Annotated in this window: 15 protein-coding genes; 8 read left to right on the forward strand and 7 right to left on the reverse strand. The window is 51.1% G+C overall.

From position 1 onward, the window contains the following. Window positions 1-280 precede the first annotated feature (280 nt). The 6 genes from EHT25_RS10675 to EHT25_RS10700 form a co-directional block, all read right to left on the reverse strand. Entirely contained in the window at window positions 281-727 is a 447-nt protein-coding gene (locus tag EHT25_RS10675; protein WP_124874253.1) for a YHS domain-containing (seleno)protein, read from the reverse strand. Window positions 728-941: 214 nt separating this feature from the next. Next, window positions 942-1568 carry a hypothetical protein gene (locus EHT25_RS10680; protein WP_124874255.1) on the reverse strand — a complete coding sequence of 209 codons (627 nt, stop codon included), beginning with the start codon at window positions 1566-1568 and terminating at the stop codon, window positions 942-944. Next, window positions 1565-2677: an ATP-grasp domain-containing protein gene (locus tag EHT25_RS10685; protein ID WP_124874257.1), complete on the reverse strand. Its 1113-nt coding sequence runs from the start codon at window positions 2675-2677 to the stop codon at window positions 1565-1567. Before EHT25_RS10685 ends, EHT25_RS10680 begins: the two co-directional genes overlap by 4 nt. Further along, window positions 2667-3413, reverse strand: coding sequence for an NRDE family protein (locus EHT25_RS10690; protein ID WP_124874259.1), 747 nt, complete (start codon window positions 3411-3413; stop codon window positions 2667-2669). The genes EHT25_RS10685 and EHT25_RS10690 overlap by 11 nt, the downstream gene beginning before the upstream one ends. 187 nt (window positions 3414-3600) lie before the next feature. Then, on the reverse strand, window positions 3601-5076 hold the full coding sequence (locus EHT25_RS10695) for a sigma-54-dependent transcriptional regulator (RefSeq protein WP_124874261.1): 1476 nt from the start codon (window positions 5074-5076) through the stop codon (window positions 3601-3603). A 13-nt stretch (window positions 5077-5089) separates the two neighbouring features. Next, window positions 5090-8938, reverse strand: a complete 3849-nt coding sequence (locus EHT25_RS10700; protein ID WP_124874263.1) for a hybrid sensor histidine kinase/response regulator — start codon at window positions 8936-8938, stop codon at window positions 5090-5092. Between the two features lie 297 nt (window positions 8939-9235). Between EHT25_RS10700 and EHT25_RS10705 the strand changes: the two genes are divergently transcribed. From EHT25_RS10705 to msrA, 8 genes are read left to right on the forward strand one after another with little or no spacing between them, the layout of a single operon-like run. Beyond that, complete coding sequence (locus tag EHT25_RS10705) at window positions 9236-9742, forward strand: YHS domain-containing (seleno)protein (RefSeq protein WP_124874265.1); 507 nt, start codon at window positions 9236-9238, stop codon at window positions 9740-9742. A 33-nt stretch (window positions 9743-9775) separates the two neighbouring features. Beyond that, on the forward strand, window positions 9776-10315 hold the full coding sequence (locus tag EHT25_RS10710) for a hypothetical protein (RefSeq protein WP_124874267.1): 540 nt from the start codon (window positions 9776-9778) through the stop codon (window positions 10313-10315). Window positions 10316-10321: 6 nt separating this feature from the next. Next, window positions 10322-11161, forward strand: a complete 840-nt coding sequence (locus tag EHT25_RS33345) for a DM13 domain-containing protein (protein ID WP_124874269.1) — start codon at window positions 10322-10324, stop codon at window positions 11159-11161. Window positions 11162-11181: 20 nt separating this feature from the next. Further along, the gene (locus tag EHT25_RS10720) at window positions 11182-11904 is read left to right on the forward strand and encodes a hypothetical protein (RefSeq protein ID WP_124874271.1); all 723 of its coding nucleotides are present in this window, start codon (window positions 11182-11184) and stop codon (window positions 11902-11904) included. 1 nt (window position 11905) lies between these two features. Continuing rightward, window positions 11906-12466: a YceI family protein gene (locus EHT25_RS10725; RefSeq protein ID WP_124874273.1), complete on the forward strand. Its 561-nt coding sequence runs from the start codon at window positions 11906-11908 to the stop codon at window positions 12464-12466. 14 nt (window positions 12467-12480) lie between these two features. Then, a complete protein-coding gene (locus tag EHT25_RS10730) occupies window positions 12481-13683 on the forward strand; it encodes a type III polyketide synthase (RefSeq protein WP_124874275.1) in 1203 nt (400 codons plus the stop codon). A 21-nt stretch (window positions 13684-13704) separates the two neighbouring features. Next, window positions 13705-14220, forward strand: coding sequence for a peptide-methionine (R)-S-oxide reductase MsrB (msrB, locus tag EHT25_RS10735; RefSeq protein ID WP_124874277.1), 516 nt, complete (start codon window positions 13705-13707; stop codon window positions 14218-14220). A 13-nt stretch (window positions 14221-14233) separates the two neighbouring features. Beyond that, window positions 14234-14890: a peptide-methionine (S)-S-oxide reductase MsrA gene (gene msrA, locus EHT25_RS10740; RefSeq protein ID WP_124874279.1), complete on the forward strand. Its 657-nt coding sequence runs from the start codon at window positions 14234-14236 to the stop codon at window positions 14888-14890. A 374-nt stretch (window positions 14891-15264) separates the two neighbouring features. Here msrA and EHT25_RS10745 read toward each other — a convergent pair whose 3' ends face one another. Continuing rightward, complete coding sequence (locus EHT25_RS10745; protein WP_124874281.1) at window positions 15265-17967, reverse strand: glucosidase family protein; 2703 nt, start codon at window positions 17965-17967, stop codon at window positions 15265-15267. Window positions 17968-18404: the final 437 nt, after the last annotated feature.

The raw sequence follows: 18404 nt of genomic DNA on the forward strand, positions 1-18404 counted from the left end.
CCTGCTTTGCCACTTTTTAGTGGCTGAGGGAACAAAGGTTTAACAGCCAACCAAAGGAGTTAGGTGGTAAATAATCAGAATTTATTTCATGAACGTAGTTGAAAGCCTGCATAGGAGTAAGATTGTGATGTCAGATACCACAAAATTGCGCCATTGGTCAGGCTTTCCCTATTTTCGGATAGACTCTTAATAACTTAACACCGCTTTGTAAATTGTTTCCGTGTAATGCAGTAGAACGAGTATATGAAAAGGTATTGTGGCAACGGCTTTCCGGCCGGATTTATTTTTTCTCCTTCACCTCCACCCAGCTTTTATCCGCTTTCTGAATATAACCGGGCCGGTCTTTGTCCCATTCCGTGCGTACTTTCTGATTGTAGTTGAAATATAATTTGTTGTCGACGATGGTCCAGGCGTCGGCTTCCGTAGGTGCTTTGTAACCTCTTGACATGCCGAAGGCACAATAACCGCCATACTGTGGGGCAAATCGTTCGGGTTCGGCCTTAAAAGCCGTTCGGTTTTTCTCGCTCGCAAATTGCCAGTTGGCACCCTGCCAGGACCAGGTGAAATCAGAACTACCCATAACGGGTTTGCCTTCGGTAAAGTAACCCACGGGATCATAGCCGCCAATGGCTTTGTCGTCCTTCGAAAAGATGGCGGGTTTCTGGGCAAAGGTCGTGGTAACAACGAATAAAAGAATAGCTGTTAGGCGAAAAAAGTTTGCTTGCATGATTGGTTTGGAGGTTGAAATTTAATTGGTAAGATGTTATTTATCAGTTAGTTGCTTTGTTTTTGGGTCGGTTAGTTGCAATAAAACCGCCTTGACATCATTGTGTCAGGTCCAGGGAATAAAGTCATCGCAGGTTTGTTGTTGCATACCGTTTTGGCAAAAAATAGCCATCCAACTCCTGCCAGCCCAATCAAATAGCTTCGTTTGCGTTTCATCAGGCTCTCAGGGTGTTCACGAATGATACGGCCTGAACAACCGCAAGTCCAACGCACAACCAGCCCATTACCCGATCGAACCGGTGCAAATGCGTCGACAAAAACGCATTCAACCGCTGCCCTAATCCGACAAAAAACCATAAACCGGTCAGCGTACCCAGCGAAATACCCAATACATAAACAAGTATCGGAGATGGGCCCGGCAGACTGACCCACCCTTTTTGCGTGAGCAATGCCGTGTAAAATATCCAGAATGGAAAAGCAGCTACATTGATGATGCTGAGCCCGATACCGAGTGTAAACGGTTGAACTGATTTACCGGAAGTCGTTGGCAAAACGAATTGTTTTCGGAGGTAATACAATCCCAAAGCCAGCAGCAGGAGCATCGTCAAGCCATCGGTCAGTAGTTTGAAAAACGCATACTGAATGATGAATCCCGTTAGCCAGACCGCGCCATAACTGTAGATGAATTCGATCAGTGTGCAGGCAAATGCGAACGCAAAAGCCGCTCGAAGTCCTTGCTGCAACGAAACCCGGACGATGGTCAGGTTCAGGATTCCTATCGGGAGCGACCCCAAAAAACTGACTAGCCAGCCTACCACGAAATTTACAATGAACAGACTCATAACCGGTTTTTTGATTTGTCCCGTTGAATGCGCTGATAAATCGTCCGTGCTTCCTTTAGTGTCATATATGGCACTCCACAACGGTGGTTAGCGCAGCTAATGTCATACAATACCCGCCAGTGTTGAAGCAAAACCCGCCAGCCTGCCCAAAGTGAAAAACCGGGTTGGTAAATGTGCGCGGGTTCGGCACCGGCACCGTTCAGTTCCATGATCCGGATGTGTTTTCCCTGGTACAAATCGTTGATCGAGCGGCACCGAATATCGTAGCGGCCGTAGAAAAAGCCATCAATTGGCAAGCTAATGCGGTCGAAGACGGCACTTAGTTCGGGTGTAATCAGGTAATTGCCGTCCAGAAACTTCGTTCCCCGGCAGTGGTTGCCGATGGGTTCCAAAATCTGGATTTCACCAGGTTCGAGGATTTGCTGTAACCGGTTGCCATAGCGCTTCATCAGGGCAGATTGTTGAAGCCGGGCGCGGTCATTACCGTCCAGCAGGTCCCATATCGTCGACATTCCATCACCGACAACCGACAGGAATTCTTTGATCACGATGGAAGAAACCGTTCCCGTCGATGCGCCGGGCATCCGGTAATAAAACACGCCGAGTTCCAGCGGTTCGTCGATGTATTCCTGCACGATCAGGGCCAGATCCACGGGGTAATCGCTCAGATACGCATCCAGTTCGTCGACGGACCGGATTTTTTCGACCCTCCAGCCCCGCTCTCCCCGGTCGGGTTTAGCTACTATAGGAAACCAGCAGTCTAGCAGAAGCATCTGGTTAAGAATGCCGTTGCTCGTGGGCTGCCGGAAAAACAGCGTTTTCGGTTTGTACTGGCTTTCAATCCGATTCAGAATATCAATTTTCGATTCACCTACCATTCCACCCGATTCGATACCGGGATTGCTGGCTGAAAAGAAAAACCAGGAACGACTCTTCATCGCCAACCAGACGTAATAGACCACAACGGGAAAATAAACCAGAGCGAAGGGCCAGTATTCCCAATGACGCAGCCGAATCAGAAACCGATCCAGCCAGTCACGAACCCCATTCGGTCGGCCGGGTTTAGCAACCGAAGTAATTTCAGGGAACTTGGTAAGGTCAGTAAGCATAGCTATGTTCGTGAGCCGTAGTCAGTTGCCGGTAGGACAACTGAGAGGTAATCAAATCTTCGTAGAAAATTGCACTGGTGGCGGCTCCGTGCCGGATTGTGGTCAGGCTGACGGTTTGCAATCCATTGCCCCGGTTCATCAACATGCCGTTGGCGTTATCACCAGCACCAGCCTGCTTGTGAAACTGCCGGATTCCGGCCACTGTAAAGTTCACTTGTTGCCGAAGCCAGGTTTGAAACCAGGTTTCGCGACGGGCTACAATGGCTGGCCAATACAATGTGACGGACGACCAGATGGCCGGTTTGGTGGGATCAGGCTGGCGGCTGTAGACGGTTTGGCCGTCCCAGCGCACTTCCCAAAGTCGACCAGACTGAACGATGATCAGCGTAAAGGGCTCAAGATTTTGAAAGTCATAATTGGCCAGCCAGTTGGTCGCGGACGAGTAATGAAAAACATCCAGGACAACCAATCCCCGGCTGTGGCGATACGGTGGTCGGGGCTTATGGGCGAAAAAACCGCCATTGAGCAGGCAAACAGTGGTGAGGGCAGAGTCGGATTTCCGAGCGGTTGCGATCCATGACCCGTGACCTTGTGGGTCCTGCGGGAAATAAACCGTCTGATCATTAATGATCCGGCTGACGGGAAAACGTGCCGATGGTCGGGCGGTTTTTTCATCACGACTGGAGGTTAACAGAAGTTCTCCGTTCGGTAAAGGCAGGTATGAAACGGTGCACATGCTAAGACGGTTTTGATCACTCCCGGTAGAGATCAAGCCCTATACCATGTATCTAAATAATTTTAAATTGTTTATATTCAGTAAGTTAATCGCGTTATTAGTGTTAAATGGTAGCCGGGCTAATTACGATATTTCAGGAATTGCTGGATATTTCAGGATTTTGTTCCTGAATCCATTGAAGAAAAGTTTAGGGGCGGGCAATACCCAGTTTTTTCATTTTTGATTCGAGCGTTGTTGGAATGACATCCAGAATGCGGGCTGCTCCATGATCACCGCTGACTTTCCAATGGGTGGATTCCAGAACCGCCACAATGTGTTCGCGCTCACATTCTTCCAAAGTGAGGGGTGTAACCCGGCGGGCCAGTGGATTTTTGCGATCGCGCCAATCGGTGCCCGTCCAGTCGCCCAATTCAAGTTGGCGACCCGCAGAGCTGATCAGCGATCGTTCGATGATATTTTCCAATTCCCGGATGTTTCCGGGCCAGTTATAAGCCGTCAGTTTTTCGATCACCCGCGCCGGAATCACCTCGATTCGCCGGTTTAGATCGGGGCCGTGTTTGTCGCAGAAGTGTCTCACCAGCAGTGGAATATCTTCTTTTCGCTCACGCAGCGGAAAACTTTTTACGGGAAAGACATTAAGCCGGTAATATAAATCTTCGCGAAACCGCCCATTGGCAATTTCCACTTCCAGATCACGATTGGTAGCGGCCAGCACCCGGACGTTGACGCGCAGGGTTTTGGTGCCGCCGACCCGTTCAAATTCGCCTTCCTGCAACACACGGAGTAATTTGGATTGGAGATCAAGGGGCATTTCGCCGATTTCATCCAGAAAAATAGTCCCGTTCTGCGCCAGTTCAAACCGCCCGATTTTCTGATTAATCGCACCGGTAAAAGCGCCTTTTTCGTGACCAAATAATTCACTTTCAATGAGTGTGGGCGGTAGAGCCGCACAGTTGACCTTCACCAGCGGTTTGGTTTTTCGGCCGCTACGCTGGTGAATGGCCCGCGCGAGCAGTTCCTTCCCCGTACCGGATTCGCCCAAAATGAGCACAGTTGTGTTGGTCGGAGCGACCTGCTCAATTTTGGTCAACACGCGTCGAAATGTAGGGCTTTGGGTCACGATTTCACTGAAACCAGTCGTCTGACTGATCTCCTCGCGGAGGTAACTGTTTTCGGCCTGAAGCTGATCTTTTAGGGTTTCAAGTTCCGTCAACGCCCGACTCAGTGCTTCCGTTCGTTCCAAAACCCGCTGTTCGAGTTGTTCATTCAGCGTCTGAAGATCAAGACGCATTTGACGAATCGACAGGTGCGTCTGCACTCGTGCCAGCACTTCGGGCAGTTGAAACGGCTTGGTGATGTAGTCCACCGCGCCCATGTTAAAACCGTTGATCTTATCGATGGATTCGGTGAGCGCAGTCATGAAAATCACCGGAATGTCAGCCGTAGCCGGATTTTGCTTGAGCTGGCGGCACGTTTCAAAACCGTTCATACCGGGCATCATCACGTCAAGCATAATCAAATCGGGTTGGGCGTGGCGAACCTGTTCGATGGCGCTTTTACCGTCGCGTTCTGCCAACACGCGGTAGCCGTAATGGGTCAGTGCATCGAACAGAATACTGATGTTGTGGGGCGTGTCATCGACAACGAGAATACTGGCAGGCATACGGTTTTACAGTTTAGGCTTCAATGAGCTCGGTTAAATACGCCCGGATTTTTCGGGTATCAAATTCAGCGGCCCATTGGCGTAATCGCTGGGTAAATGGTTTAATTGCCGGGGTTTTTGATTCAACCTCGGTCAGTTTGTCCAGAATTCCCTGAATATCGCCTTGTCGGGCCCGCTCCAACAAAGCGGCCAGATCATCGGCGTTGGGAATTACTAATTCGCCCGTCTCGGAAATTGGAGAATCGGGTTGTGATTCGGTGGCTGAACCATCAGTGGCGTAGTGCCATTTCAAATTCAGTTGATTTCCGATTTTAACCAGCAGATTGTCCACATCAACGGGTTTCGAAACAAAATCGTCAAACCCTTCACTTAACGATCGCTGCTGATTCTGCTCAAACACATTCGCCGAAAAAGCAATGATTTTGGTGTGCGCCAATTCGGGCCGGGCGCGGAGCTGCTGCAAGGCTTCAAAACCGTTCAGGTGCGGCATAACCAGATCCATCAGGATTAAATCCAAGGGTTGGTTTAGGGCGATTTCAATCGCGAGTTTACCATCGGTTGCTTCAAGGACCGCAAAATCCAGTGATTCCAGCAGTGCTAATACCACCATCCGGTTTCCTTCGTTATCGTCGGCCACCAACACGCGTTTTTGCAACCCTTCGTAGCCTGTAATCCGGCGTTGATTTGGGGCCGAAACCTCGGTTTGGGTTCCACCCGCCACCGCCGATAAGGGCAGGCTGACCGTGAACGAACTCCCCTGACCGGGCGTGCTGGCCACGCTCAGCTTGCCCCCCATTAACTCGACTAATTTGTCCGAAATAGCCAGACCTAAACCCGTCCCTTCGATAAATTGTTTGCCATCCCGGACCTGATAAAAAGGCTGAAAAATCTCTGCTAACCGGCTTTCCGGGATACCAACACCTGAATCATTGACTCGAAAAACCACCCGAAACTGGCTGGGTCGTAATTCCTGGCTGCTGACTACCAGTTCAACGCTCCCTTGTTCGGTGAATTTGACGGCGTTACTGAGCAGATTATTCAGGATTTGGGTCAGGCGTTTTTCGTCACCCAAAACCTTATTCGGCAGCGACGGTTCGACCCGGTAAATGAACTTCAGCCCTTTTTGTTCGGCCCGCGCCCGGAAAAAAGTGGCCACATTGGCCAGCAAGTCAGGCAATGCCACTGCCGTTTGCTGAAAGTCAAACCGTTGGGCTTCAATTTTGGCAATATCCAGAACTTCGTTGATAAGGTTCAACAGGTGCTCACCACTGGTGCGGATAATTCCCAAACCGCGCTGCTGTCCTCCAGTCAGGTTGGTGTCACGCTGGAGCAACTGCGTGAAACCCAAAATACCGTTCAGCGGGGTGCGAAGTTCGTGGCTCATGTTCGCCAGAAATTCACTTTTGGCCCGGTTGGCACTTTCGGCGGTTTCTTTCGCCATTTGCAACCGGTTCGATTGTGCGATTAGCTCTTCTTTTTGCTCAACTACCTGAGCGGTTCGGTCGTCGACGAGGGCTTCGAGTTTGAGCTTTTCCCGAATCAACCGACGGGTATAATACCGTACAAAACCGGAGATTAGTAAACAAGCCAGGACAACGTACAGTGCATAGGCCCAAAGTTCGCGAAACCAGGGGCGGGTGATATCGAACGCAAACCGGCTTTCCCGGCTCAGTTGGCCGTAGGAATCACGGGCGCGGACGAGAAACGTATACGATCCGGCGGGCAAATTGGTGTAGTCTTTCCGGGTTTCCCGGCCCCACTTTGACCAAACCGTATCGTCAGCCATCTGGGCGTTGCCGGAAAGTTTATACTGAAACTCATTTTCATTGTCTCCCACAAAACTCGTGGCCGCAAACTGGAATGATAAAGCCCGGAACCGGTAAGGGAGTGCCAGCCGGGACGGGGGGGGGCCACCACCCGCGTAAACCAAGGAATCATTGGCTTGTAGACGGACTGCCCGAATCAAGGCCGGATAATCGGGTGGCATGGTCATCTGGGCGCCGTCGTACCGAAACAATCCTTCGTCGTTTCCGATCCAGACCAGGCCATTCTGATCGGGATACACGACGTAACCACCCCGCTGGATGGGTTTGAGACTCAGGCTATCTCCTTCCCATTTACCATTGGCGAGCCGCCGAAATGCTACGGCCGGGTTTGCAAACCAGAGATTGCGGGTTTTGTCTTCAGCGATCGATGGGGCGTCGGCGGAAGAAGTCGCCAGAATTTGGCCAAAGGTGTTATCAACTACAAATCGGTTAGCAGGCTCAATGAAACGGTATAACCGGTCACCGGAAGCAAAAAGTAAACCGTCGGAAGTGGGGAAGGCAAAACTGCCCGTTGTCGGGCGCAAACTGGTTCCTGATCGGAACGTGATTTGAGTAAGGTCGTTGCTTAATCGGAAAAAACCGTGGTGGCGGGTGCCTACCCAGATGCTTCCGGATGGCTCTTCGGATAAGGAAACACATTCGTCATGCAAATTGCTCACGGCTCCCGCATCCTGCCAGCGACCGGCGACACGTCGGTAAAGCCGCAATCCATTCCCTAAAGCCGCCATCAGCAGATTGGCATTCTGACGGGGACGCAGGAGGGCGTGGACCTGTTGATTTCCCGTCGTTATTTCCTCTACAATTCGGTTTTGGCGAATCCGCCAGATGTATCCAGACGCGCCCGCCAACAAATCCGGGCCGTCGGGCAGCAATACTCCGCAGGAAGCATCCGTACCCGGCACATTTTCAAAGCGATGGGTCGCGTCGCTCCAGTTTAATACGCCCAAACCGGTTCCAATATACAGCACACCCGCGTGTCGGCGGATGGCCCAAACCGTCGATCGAACGTTCAAACTTCCATTAAAACGACTGACAGGCAGGTTCGTTTCCACCCGGTCGAGTCCGCTGCCCGTGCCGATCCAGAGCGATTTTTCACGGTCCTGAAACAAGCTCAGCACGGCATTTCGGCGAAGGCCGTTACTTTCATCGATGCGCTGAACTTCATGCCCCTTTTCATTCAGAATTCGAACGCCACCCCAGGCGGTACCAATCACGTAATGATGGGTGCCCATGTCGGAATTGGGGATATAAATCGCCCGGCTAACGCGGGCCTGATGCAGCCAGTCGTCGGCCTGCGTCGGAAGTGATGAAAGTACCTCTTTCGCGAGGTCATAACGGAAAAGACCGCCCCGGCAGGTGACAAATAGAAGCTGGTTGGTTCCCGGAAAGGGCAAAACCGATTCAACCGCTTCGGCTACCAGCCGGTCGGCACCACGGAGCTGTTCAATAGAACCGGGACCGGACCGGCTGGTATTGAGTTGGAAAATTCGACCCTTCCGGGCCTGCATGAACAGCGTGTTCCGCACCAGGCTGATGTGCCGCACTCCGTTTGGTAGGGTCCGAAATGAAAGGGGCTGGCCGGGAATATAGCGGTATATCTTCTGAGCCGTGCTGAAATAGATTCCATCTGCCGTGCAGAACACACGCCCTACTTTTGAAAGGATTCGTTCGTTGGCAGGAAGTTGATCACTGAGGGAAACGTAGCTACGCAGACCGCGGCTATCGGTTTGCAGATACCCAAAATTCGTGTCGGTTCCAACGTAAACCGTACCCAACGAGTCGACGGCTACGGCGCGGACGTTCATGCCAATTACGGATAAAAGCGTCCAGGTGCTGGCGTCGAATTCCAACAACCCGTGGGGATTGCCGAAGTACAAAACACCCTGATTATCCTGGGCAATCGCCCGGTTTTCGGGGTGGGCGTGATACACTTTCGGAGCGTAATGCTGAATAAACGGCACGCCCGTCGGCTGGCCGTAAACAGACCGGGAAAGACCGTACAGGAGGGCGACGATAAGGAATTGGGTAGATTTCATTAGTCAATCTAGCAGCAAAATTCATTCCGGCGGGTTTGAGGGAGAGAAACACCCTTCAATCCATTCCAGTACTCTCTATGATCGGCCACCCTTCCGTCAGTTCCGAAGAATATCCCCGAAATATCGTGAATTTCCTGACATATCAAAACAGACTTGTTTCGCCGTAGCCAGGCTATCGCTCACGGGAAGCCGCATTCTGCATTCCTGAGGTTGTTTTTGATACGTTGGTAGGGTGGGGCATGATGTTTGGCTTTCTGCTTACCGAATCCAATTTGTTGTACCGAATTCCGGAAAACCATGAGAACCAATCATTTCCAATCCATTCCCATCACAACATGGCTATTCACTGTCAGTTTGCGAACAGTTTTAGTTGTTTTAATTCATCCTGCAATCGCCCAGAACGACATGACACCGGCCAGGCAATTCAATCTGGACAAAGGCTTGGCCATACAGGGGTACGATCCCGTATCGTATTTCACCTCCCACAAAGCCATAAAAGGTCTGGCTGGTATTACTGCCACGCACAACGGTGCTACCTACCGGTTTTCTACGGCCGCGAATCGGGACCGGTTTCTGAAAACTCCTTCTACCTACGAGCCATCCTACGGAGGCTGGTGTGCGTTTGCCATGGGAGATACTGGGGAGAAAGTCGAGATCGACCCGGAAACGTTCGAGGTTCGCGACGGTCGACTTTATTTGTTTTACCACACCTTTTTCAACAATACCCTGCCTAAGTGGCAGAAAGACGAACCCAATCTCCAGCGGAAAGCGGACCAAAACTGGAAAAAATTCACTGGCAACTAACTGAAAACTGACCTCTAACAACCTATTCAAGCCATGAGATTACAGCAAACTTCGGCTCATCTGCTAAATCAGCTTACGGCGGTTATCGTCCAGCTTTCCCCGCGCGAATATGCCCAGCCGCTGGATTTACTGATGGGCAGTTCGGTCGGCAAGCACCTGCGGCACATCATCGAGTTTTACGCCCTGTTGCTGACAGCCTATCAGACCGGGCACATCAATTACGACCGCAGAATCCGGCAGGCTGCGCTGGAAAATAGTCCTCAGGAAGCCATGAAAGCCATGCAGCAAATGGCAGTGCAACTGGTACTTTGCCCGGAAGACCGGCTTCTCGATCTGGAAGCCTCCTATTCGCCCGATGGAACGCCCGACGTGGCCATTCTGACGACCTTTTACCGGGAATTGCTCTACAACATTGAGCACGCTATCCACCACAGCGCTATCATTCGCATCGGTTTGGAAGCGATTTTTCCGCACGTTGAATTACCGGTCCATTTCGGGGTGGCCCACGCGACCGTACAGCATCAGAAAAGCCAGCCGGTCAATCGTATTGAGAAACCTGTTTTCGCCCATTAATCAGCCATGAACCTACAATCGATTTTCCGTTGGCTGGCGCGATTTGTGGCGGCTGGCATCATGCTTCAAACGCTGTTTTTCAAGTTTACGGCGGCTCCCGAAAGCGTCTACATTTTCTCGACGCTGCACCTGGAACCCGTCGGACGAATTGCCAGCGGAGTGGCCGAACTGATTGCATCGGTTTTACTGCTGATTCCCAGAACCAGCTGGATGGGTGCCTTGCTCGGCTTAGGCGTCATGGTGGGCGCCATTGGTTCGCACTTGTTCGTGTTGGGCATTGAGATTCAGGGGGATGGCGGTTTACTGTTTGCGTATGCCCTCACGGTTTTTGCAGCGTGCCTCTATATCGTCCTGGTCAGCTACCGACAAGTCGTTGCGGGTATTGGCTATCCTGGCCGCTGGCGGCAGTTTGTGGTTTTGCTGGTCGTTTTGGGGAGTATGTCGGCCTGTACAAGCGATCCGGAATTAAAACCCGTCGGTACGATTGAAAAACCGGTCAGTGCAGTCGATAACACGAAAACATTCGATGCCACGGGACAGAAACTGCTCATCGAAGGCTCATTTATGAACAATGTGCACACGGTAAAAGGAACCGTGAAAGTATACGAAAAGGAAGGAACACGGACTCTTTTATTTGAGAATTTCAGTACAGATAGCGGCCCGGATCTGCGGATTTACCTCGCCGAAGATACCGGTTTAACCAACGCCATCGAAGTTCAAAAATTAACGACCATCGGCTCCTTTTTTCTGAAAGCACCCGCCGGTTTCGACCCCGTTCGTCAGCGAACCATTCTGATCTGGTGTAAATCTTACAGTGTTTTATTTGGCCACGCGAAACTACAGTAGCCTACTTCATTTCAGACACCATGAAACACCTTCCTTTTTTCTTCATGCTTATTTCGTCAGCAACTGTTCTGGCGCAGTCGTCCTTCCAGCCGCTGACCCGAACCGTCGATTTAAGTGTAGCGGGCAAAAGTGATTTTGCGACGCTGGCCTTGACGATCAATCAATTACACGGCATCGGTCGCTCAAACCGGTTCCGGCTGGGCTACGGTTTGCGGCTAACCTCGGCATTTAGTGGCCCGCTCAACTACATTACGGCACCGGCCCGGCTGACGTCAGGAACGGAAAGTATCGTGGCATTATTTACCGAAAACATCCTCACCAACCTGGACACGCTGCGGCTGAACCGCACCCGCGCCACCTCGCTCAACGCCAGCATTCACATCGAATATGCACTGACGAAGCGGTTTGAAGCGGGCATCAACATCGACGCTATCGGCGTAACGTTCGGCGGTTCGCAAAGTGGTGTTTTCTACGCCAATGCGCCGGATCGGTCGTCGCTGACCGGAACGGTGCAATCGGCTCACGTCACCCGGTTTAATGTGCTTCTGATCAGTGACAGCGACCGGGGCAGTCTGAATTCCGAAGCGTATGTGCGGTACCGGTTTACCCCCAAAGTGAGCCTGCGGGGTGGCATCGGTTTCCAGTTTAACGAATACACGACCGACCGTAAACTGACGTTTGAAAACGACCGGTTTCGCAGCAAAAACGCCATGCCAATGCTGGCGTTGGCTTACCATTTCTGATATGAGAACGTTCTTTCCCACCCTCGGTCTGCTGCTTTTTATCAGGCTGACCACTGTCGCCCAAATCCACTGGAAGCCTACCCAGGCGGAGGTTTCGTTCCGTATTCGCAACGCCGGGTTGACGGTGAACGGCACCTTTAGCGGTTTTTCGGGCGACCTGATTTTTGACCCGGCCATGCCGGAAAAAGCGCAGCTTTCGGCCAGTGTCGACGCGGCCACCATCGATACCGGTATTGGTTTGCGGAATAATCACCTGAAGAAAACGGATTATTTCGATGTGGTGAATTATCCGCGCATCAGTTTGCGCTCCACCCGCATCGAACGGCAGGAAAATGACGCCTATACCGGCACCTTTGAGTTGACCATCAAAAGCACGACCCGCACCGTTACGGTTCCGATGACCATTGTTCAAAAGGGAATGACGGCCACATTCGCGGGGCAGTTTACGCTCGACCGAAAGGATTATAAAGTCGGCAAATCGGGCCTGTTGATGGGAGACGACGTGACGATTCAGATCAGGGTGCAAACTCAGCAAATCACAACACCAGTTTCTAAACGATGAAAAACAGGAGAAATATGAATCCTGCCCGAAGTTATATGAATGCCATTGGTACGGCCGTCCCGGCTTATGCCCACGATCAGAACCGGATTGCGCAGTTTATGGCGGAAACGCTTCAACTCGATAAAGCGGATCGTCGCAGGCTAATGGCTTTGTTTTCACACACGAAAATCGATACCCGGTATTCGGTGCTGCCCGATTACAGTCGCCCGAACGGTCAGTTTACATTTTATCCCAACACCTTGGATCCGAAACCCTTTCCGACGGTTGGGCAACGGATGGAAATATACCGCCGGGAAGCCGTACCGCTGGCTCTACAAGCGATTCGGGCCTGTCTGGCCGATTATCCCGAATTTTCGCTCCAGTCTCTTACGCATTTGGTGGTTGTAAGTTGCACCGGTTTTTATGCCCCCGGACCAGATATTGATTTGGTGGAAGCACTCGGTTTACCGGGTACAACGCAGCGGCTGCTGATCGGTTTCATGGGTTGCTACGGAGCCCTGAATGGGCTGAAAGCGGCAGACGCCATTGTCCGTGCCGACCCGGACGCCCATGTGCTGGTGGTGTGTGTGGAGTTGTGTACGCTCCACTTTCAGAAGTCGGATCGGCCCGTAGACTGGCTGGCGAATGCGCTTTTTGGAGATGGGGCCGCAGCCGTTCTGATTCAAAGCCGGGCGCGTATTGATCAATCATTCGCGGTGCAGTCTTTTTATAGCGATTTACTACCCGAAGGTCGCGACGAAATGGCCTGGACAATTCGTGATTGGGGGTTCGACATGACGTTGACGGCTAAAGTTCCGGCGATTATTCAGCGTTCCATTGCGGTTTTGCTGGAACGACTGCTGAACCGCAATAAGCTGACCATCAGTCAGGTCGATTATTTTGCCCTGCATCCGGGTGGTCGGCGAATTTTGGAAGTAATTGAAGCACAATTAAATATTGAACCGGAGAAAAGCCGGTTTGCCTTTGAGGTACTAAGTCGGTACGGCAACATGTCGTCGGCAACGATACTTTTCGTGCTGAAAGCCATTTGGAACGAGTTAGCCGATTCACAGGCAGATGTTCCGAACCGTCCTTTCCACCAAATTTCGGGAATTGCTTTTGGACCGGGTTTAACCATCGAATCGATGCTGTTGCTGGCCCAGATTGGTCAGCCAGAAAGGAAGCAAGCCCCGTTGGCAGATGTCCGGGTTGATCATTTGCACCTGGTAGAATCTTAAAAACAACTTTTCATTATACCGATGAACCGAACCATTTTTTTAAAACTTCTGGGTGGACTGGCCTTTTCGGCTTCGCTGCCTTTCTTTTCGTTTCGCCCTGCCAATCCGGCGATTGAGGGGAAAACATCCGGGCTTGACAGCCCGCGCCGGGTTGTGAAATCAGAAGCGGAGTGGCGCAAAGAACTCACACCCGAACAATTTGCCGTGGCCCGGCAACACGGTACCGAACGGCCTTTTACCAGTCCGCTGGTGCAAAACCACCAACAGGGGACCTTCCGGTGTGTTTGCTGTCACGAACCCTTGTTTGCATCAGACACTAAATTTGAATCGGGTACCGGCTGGCCGAGTTTTTACGCACCCCTTCGGAAAAAGGCTATCGACGAAAAACGGGACACCAGCTACGGGATGGTTCGGACGGAGGTGCAGTGTGCCGTGTGCGATGCACACCTGGGTCACGTTTTTGATGACGGCCCCGCGCCGACGGGATTACGCTACTGTATAAATGGGGTGGCGCTGGAATTTAGTAAAAAACCGTAAACCAGTTATTTCGATGAGAACCATAAAAATGGCGGCCCTTTGCTTAGTACTTCTAGTCAGCTGTACGCCCGCCCAAACTCAGGATACCAGTCCTGCCAAACTACCGGTACTAAAATCCGGTGAAGCCGTTGCGACCTTTGCCGGTGGTTGTTTCTGGGCTCAGGAAGAAGGATTTGACCAACTCAAAGGCGTTCGGGAAGTGATCTCCGGCTATGCTGGTGGAAATGTCAAAAATCCCACCTATGAGCAAGTAGGTACCGACGAAACCGGCCATGCTGAATCCGTACAGGTGTATTACGATCCAAACGTGATCAGTTACAGCGATTTGCTCGATGCCTTTTTCGCGGGTCATGATCCGACCACCCTAAACCGGCAGGGACCCGATGCCGGGCGTGATTACCGATCGATCGCCTTTTATCGCACCCCCACTGAGAAAGAAGCGATTGAAGCGGCTATTCAACGAACCAATGCATCGAAGCATTATAAAAATCCGGTGGTGACGGAAGTGCTGCCGTTGACGGTTTTTTATCCCGCGGAAAATTACCACCAGAATTACTGCAAGCTGCATCCCAATCAGCCTTATATTCAGAGTGTTTCGTTGCCTAAAATTGAAAAACTTCGAAAGGCGATGAAAGGGAAGTTGAAGAACGAAGGCAAAACAAATTTCTAATGGACATTACACCCGGTCTTATTTGCTTTTGGCACTTAAGGAAATTCGGGCGATATGGGCTTTGTTAACCGCCAAGGTAGCCACCGTAAATTTCAAGTGCCGGAGTCGGGGTAAGTTTGGCGACCTAAACTTACCCCGACCTATCGTTAACCGAAATAATGTACCGTCTGGTACAAAACCGGTATCTGTTTCCAATTCCGCAGATTGAACGGGACCTGCATTCATCGCTTTCGCCGAACGCTGCCTATCTCTAACGGACTGTGGATGGTGGAAGTAACCTAATACAACTACCAAATGCGGATGAAGATAGAAATGGGCTTTTTTGTTAAATAGGTTCAACGCCAGTGCCTTTTTATCGCAATTACCAGAGATCATCAGTATTCAAGCCGGATTTCGGCCTGGCCCGAAAACGGTTTTATGGAGACGGTTTCCGTTTGTTCGTTATAGATCCCTCCGGTTACCTTCACGGGTTTTTTACCGGCGGGATGTGGTATCCGGATCAAAACTTCGTTCGGTTTACGAGGATCCGGGCAGCTCACGGCAGCGGTAATATACCCCTTTTCTGCTTCCGAAGTTACATTCGCCGTAATCGGACCGAAATAGCTCCTGACATTATTCAGCGTTAGTTGATTGCCCTGCTCCAGCCAGTGGCGCGGTACCGTATTGAACAATCGGAGGTTGGGACCCTCTTCCAGGTAGAGCATCCAGCGGGTTTCCATCAGAAACCAGGCTTCCTCGTGCGTTTTGTGCGGGCTTACTTTAAATAAATGCTCCCAGAATGTGTAGGTTTCCCGATCGGCATGGGCCGCAAACGTAGTATAGTAGGTGCTTAAGAAAGGTTTGGTCATCCCCAGCTTCGCCTGCATCCAGTTATGGCGGCTGTAATACGGTTGACTAAACGCGGAATTTTCCTGGTAGAAAAGCTCGCTGTGGTAGTTCAATAGCGTTTTAGCTGCTGGCTCATGGGGGTCCAGCACTTCGCAGAAAACCAGGTACATGGGGCCAAGCATCCCATCCGGAGCCGTAAATGTACCATGCGACCAGAATGTCTCGCGTTTCTGGTACATATTTCTCAAACCGGTCCCTTCCGTCCAGGGCGGGGCCGTTGGACACCAGGTGCCATCGCCCAGGGGAACCACCGGCGACAACGCCACCGAATTAAAAAACGACTGGCGGATGTCTTCTTTCCAGGCATCTGCTTCCTTTCTGAGCCTTTCGGACTGGACGGGGTCAACACTGGCCAGCATTTCGGCACTGCGGCTCATCCCGAGGTAGGCGTAGCCATTGAGCATGAATTGATGAAAATGATCTTCGGGATCCGCTACTTTCCCTTCGATCATTCCATATCCCCGGCCGCGTAGTTCTTCCTTCTTGTTGCGGTTGCGCCAGGCAATCAGGTAATCACAGGATTTGATCAATTTTGCTTTTATTTCTCCGACCCATTCCCGGTCGTTCGTATACCGGAAGTATTCGCCCATGCTCCACAAAGCCGCTCCGGTTTCGACCATATACCCGTTAAAATTCTGGATAAAACCGTCTTCGTGCTGCTTGTCAAGAAAGTAAGCCAACGACCGCTTTGCCACCTCGTTCCAGCCCATGGAGGCATAAAACTGAATGATCGGCGCACTTTCCGTTCCGATGGGGGAGTAGACGCCAATGGTCGGGGCCAGCGTAGCGTTGGGTTCATTGCCGTACGTAATCAAATCGAGGTGTAACAATCCGGCCCGAATCATTTCGTCAATCCGCTTTTCGGGGACGTGTATCTGCGCAGCTTTCCCTAATTTGGCGAGCCAGAAATTCTTGCTTTCCGCGTAACGCTGTTCAAAAGTTTGCATCGCCAGTTGCGCAGCCCGTTCCTGGGAAACGGGACTATGGGGAATAAAAAAATCAAACAGCGCTTTTTCGCCGGGTTGCAGCAAAATAGCCATTTCTTCACCGGGCAGCGGTTTCCCGTTCAGTTTGGAAATACAAAAAACCCGGTTTTCCGAATAAGCCGAAAAACCGGTTTTTGGATCGAAACGATACGGAAATTTCTGCCACCAGGCAGTGCCCGGACGTGGCGTCTTGAACCAGGCGTAACGGGGCACTGAGCCGGTATTCACGACCTCCGATCTGAAAAGCAAAACGGTTTCCTCATCCGGATTCAGGGCTTTCTCCGTTCTGGTTTTCACCAGTTCCTGCTGCTCTTTGGTGAACATGTGACCACCACTGAAACTGTCGGCCACCAGAAAATCGGTGCCTTTCAGCTCCGCTAGGGGTGATTTTTCCAGGGAAACAAACGTGGTCGATTGATAAACGACATCATCGTCGGTCAACGTTGAGTGCAAGATCGGTAACGTCCCCTGTTCCAACCGACGCGAGACATTCTCCTGTACGCCAACGCCCCGACCGTACGTATAGAGATAGTTCACCGCTTCATTTTTTGTTTCCGGTAGTCGTAAAACTGTCGATGAAAGCTTGGGGGAAATAAGGCTGGCTTCTCCCTTGGACGCGTCGGAGAGGTTTTCGGCGATCTCGAAAATCCTGAAATCCCGGCTGGTCCCCAGCCAGGTGGGTACGGTCATCTTTCGGACATTCTTCTCCACCGAGGAAAAGGAAACTTCCCGCTCCGTTTCGATACGTTGCAGCTTGGTCATTGTTTTTCGGGAACGCACGGCGGCCTCCACCTCCTGATAAGACCTTGTATCCGCAGCATTCAATACCACGACGCCATAATCCGGCATATAAATGGGGGAACTGGACGTAACATCCCGAAGAAAAAAGGAAAAAGGATTTTTAGCTGTCTTGATGGAAACGACGGTAGCCCCGGTTCCGTATCCGGTCTGGGCGCTGTCAATCGCTATCAGGATGCCAGGGCGACTGCCTGACCCTACCTGAAATGCATTGGCTTTTATCTTCCCTTTTCTGGCTGACCCTTCGATTTTACGCAGAATACCGTGCTGCACCTGAACCGTACCGGATGGCGCCGTACCTTCTTTCCATTCGACCCTGACCTGTGCTGTTTGTTGAGAAAAGGCGTTTGAACCCAAAACCGCCAGCAAAAAAAGGATGGCATTCGAAATCCATTTGTAATCCATAAACTAAATTTATCGGCGACTTTTTAGAAGAAGTTCAACGTTGGGTTTTGAATTTGTTTCGATCTATCCGTTACGGGCAACTTTACCGGTAATGACACAGCAAGGCGGTTTTTAAGTAGATCATAGCGTATAAAGATGGGTTAAGGTAGCAAATGGCGATTAACAATCCACCCATACGGCCCCATCAGGATTTGCCAAATCGGCCCATACACGTTCAGAATCGCTTAGACAATCCATTCGAAGCGGTGGGCTACCAATCATCACTTTGGGTAGTATGGCCTATAAAACTACCTATCGTTAGCTAAATGTGGTAATTAAAACCGAATAAAGGGTATAAAAGCATCATTTTTTGCTATTAAATTGGAATTCTTGAATTCTCCAAAGCGGTAAGTTTACAAGGTAGAAACTATGAGTTTTTATAGAAAAATTAATACATA

This window comes from Larkinella rosea (assembly GCF_003858635.1).
GTDB lineage: Bacteria > Bacteroidota > Bacteroidia > Cytophagales > Spirosomataceae > Larkinella > Larkinella rosea.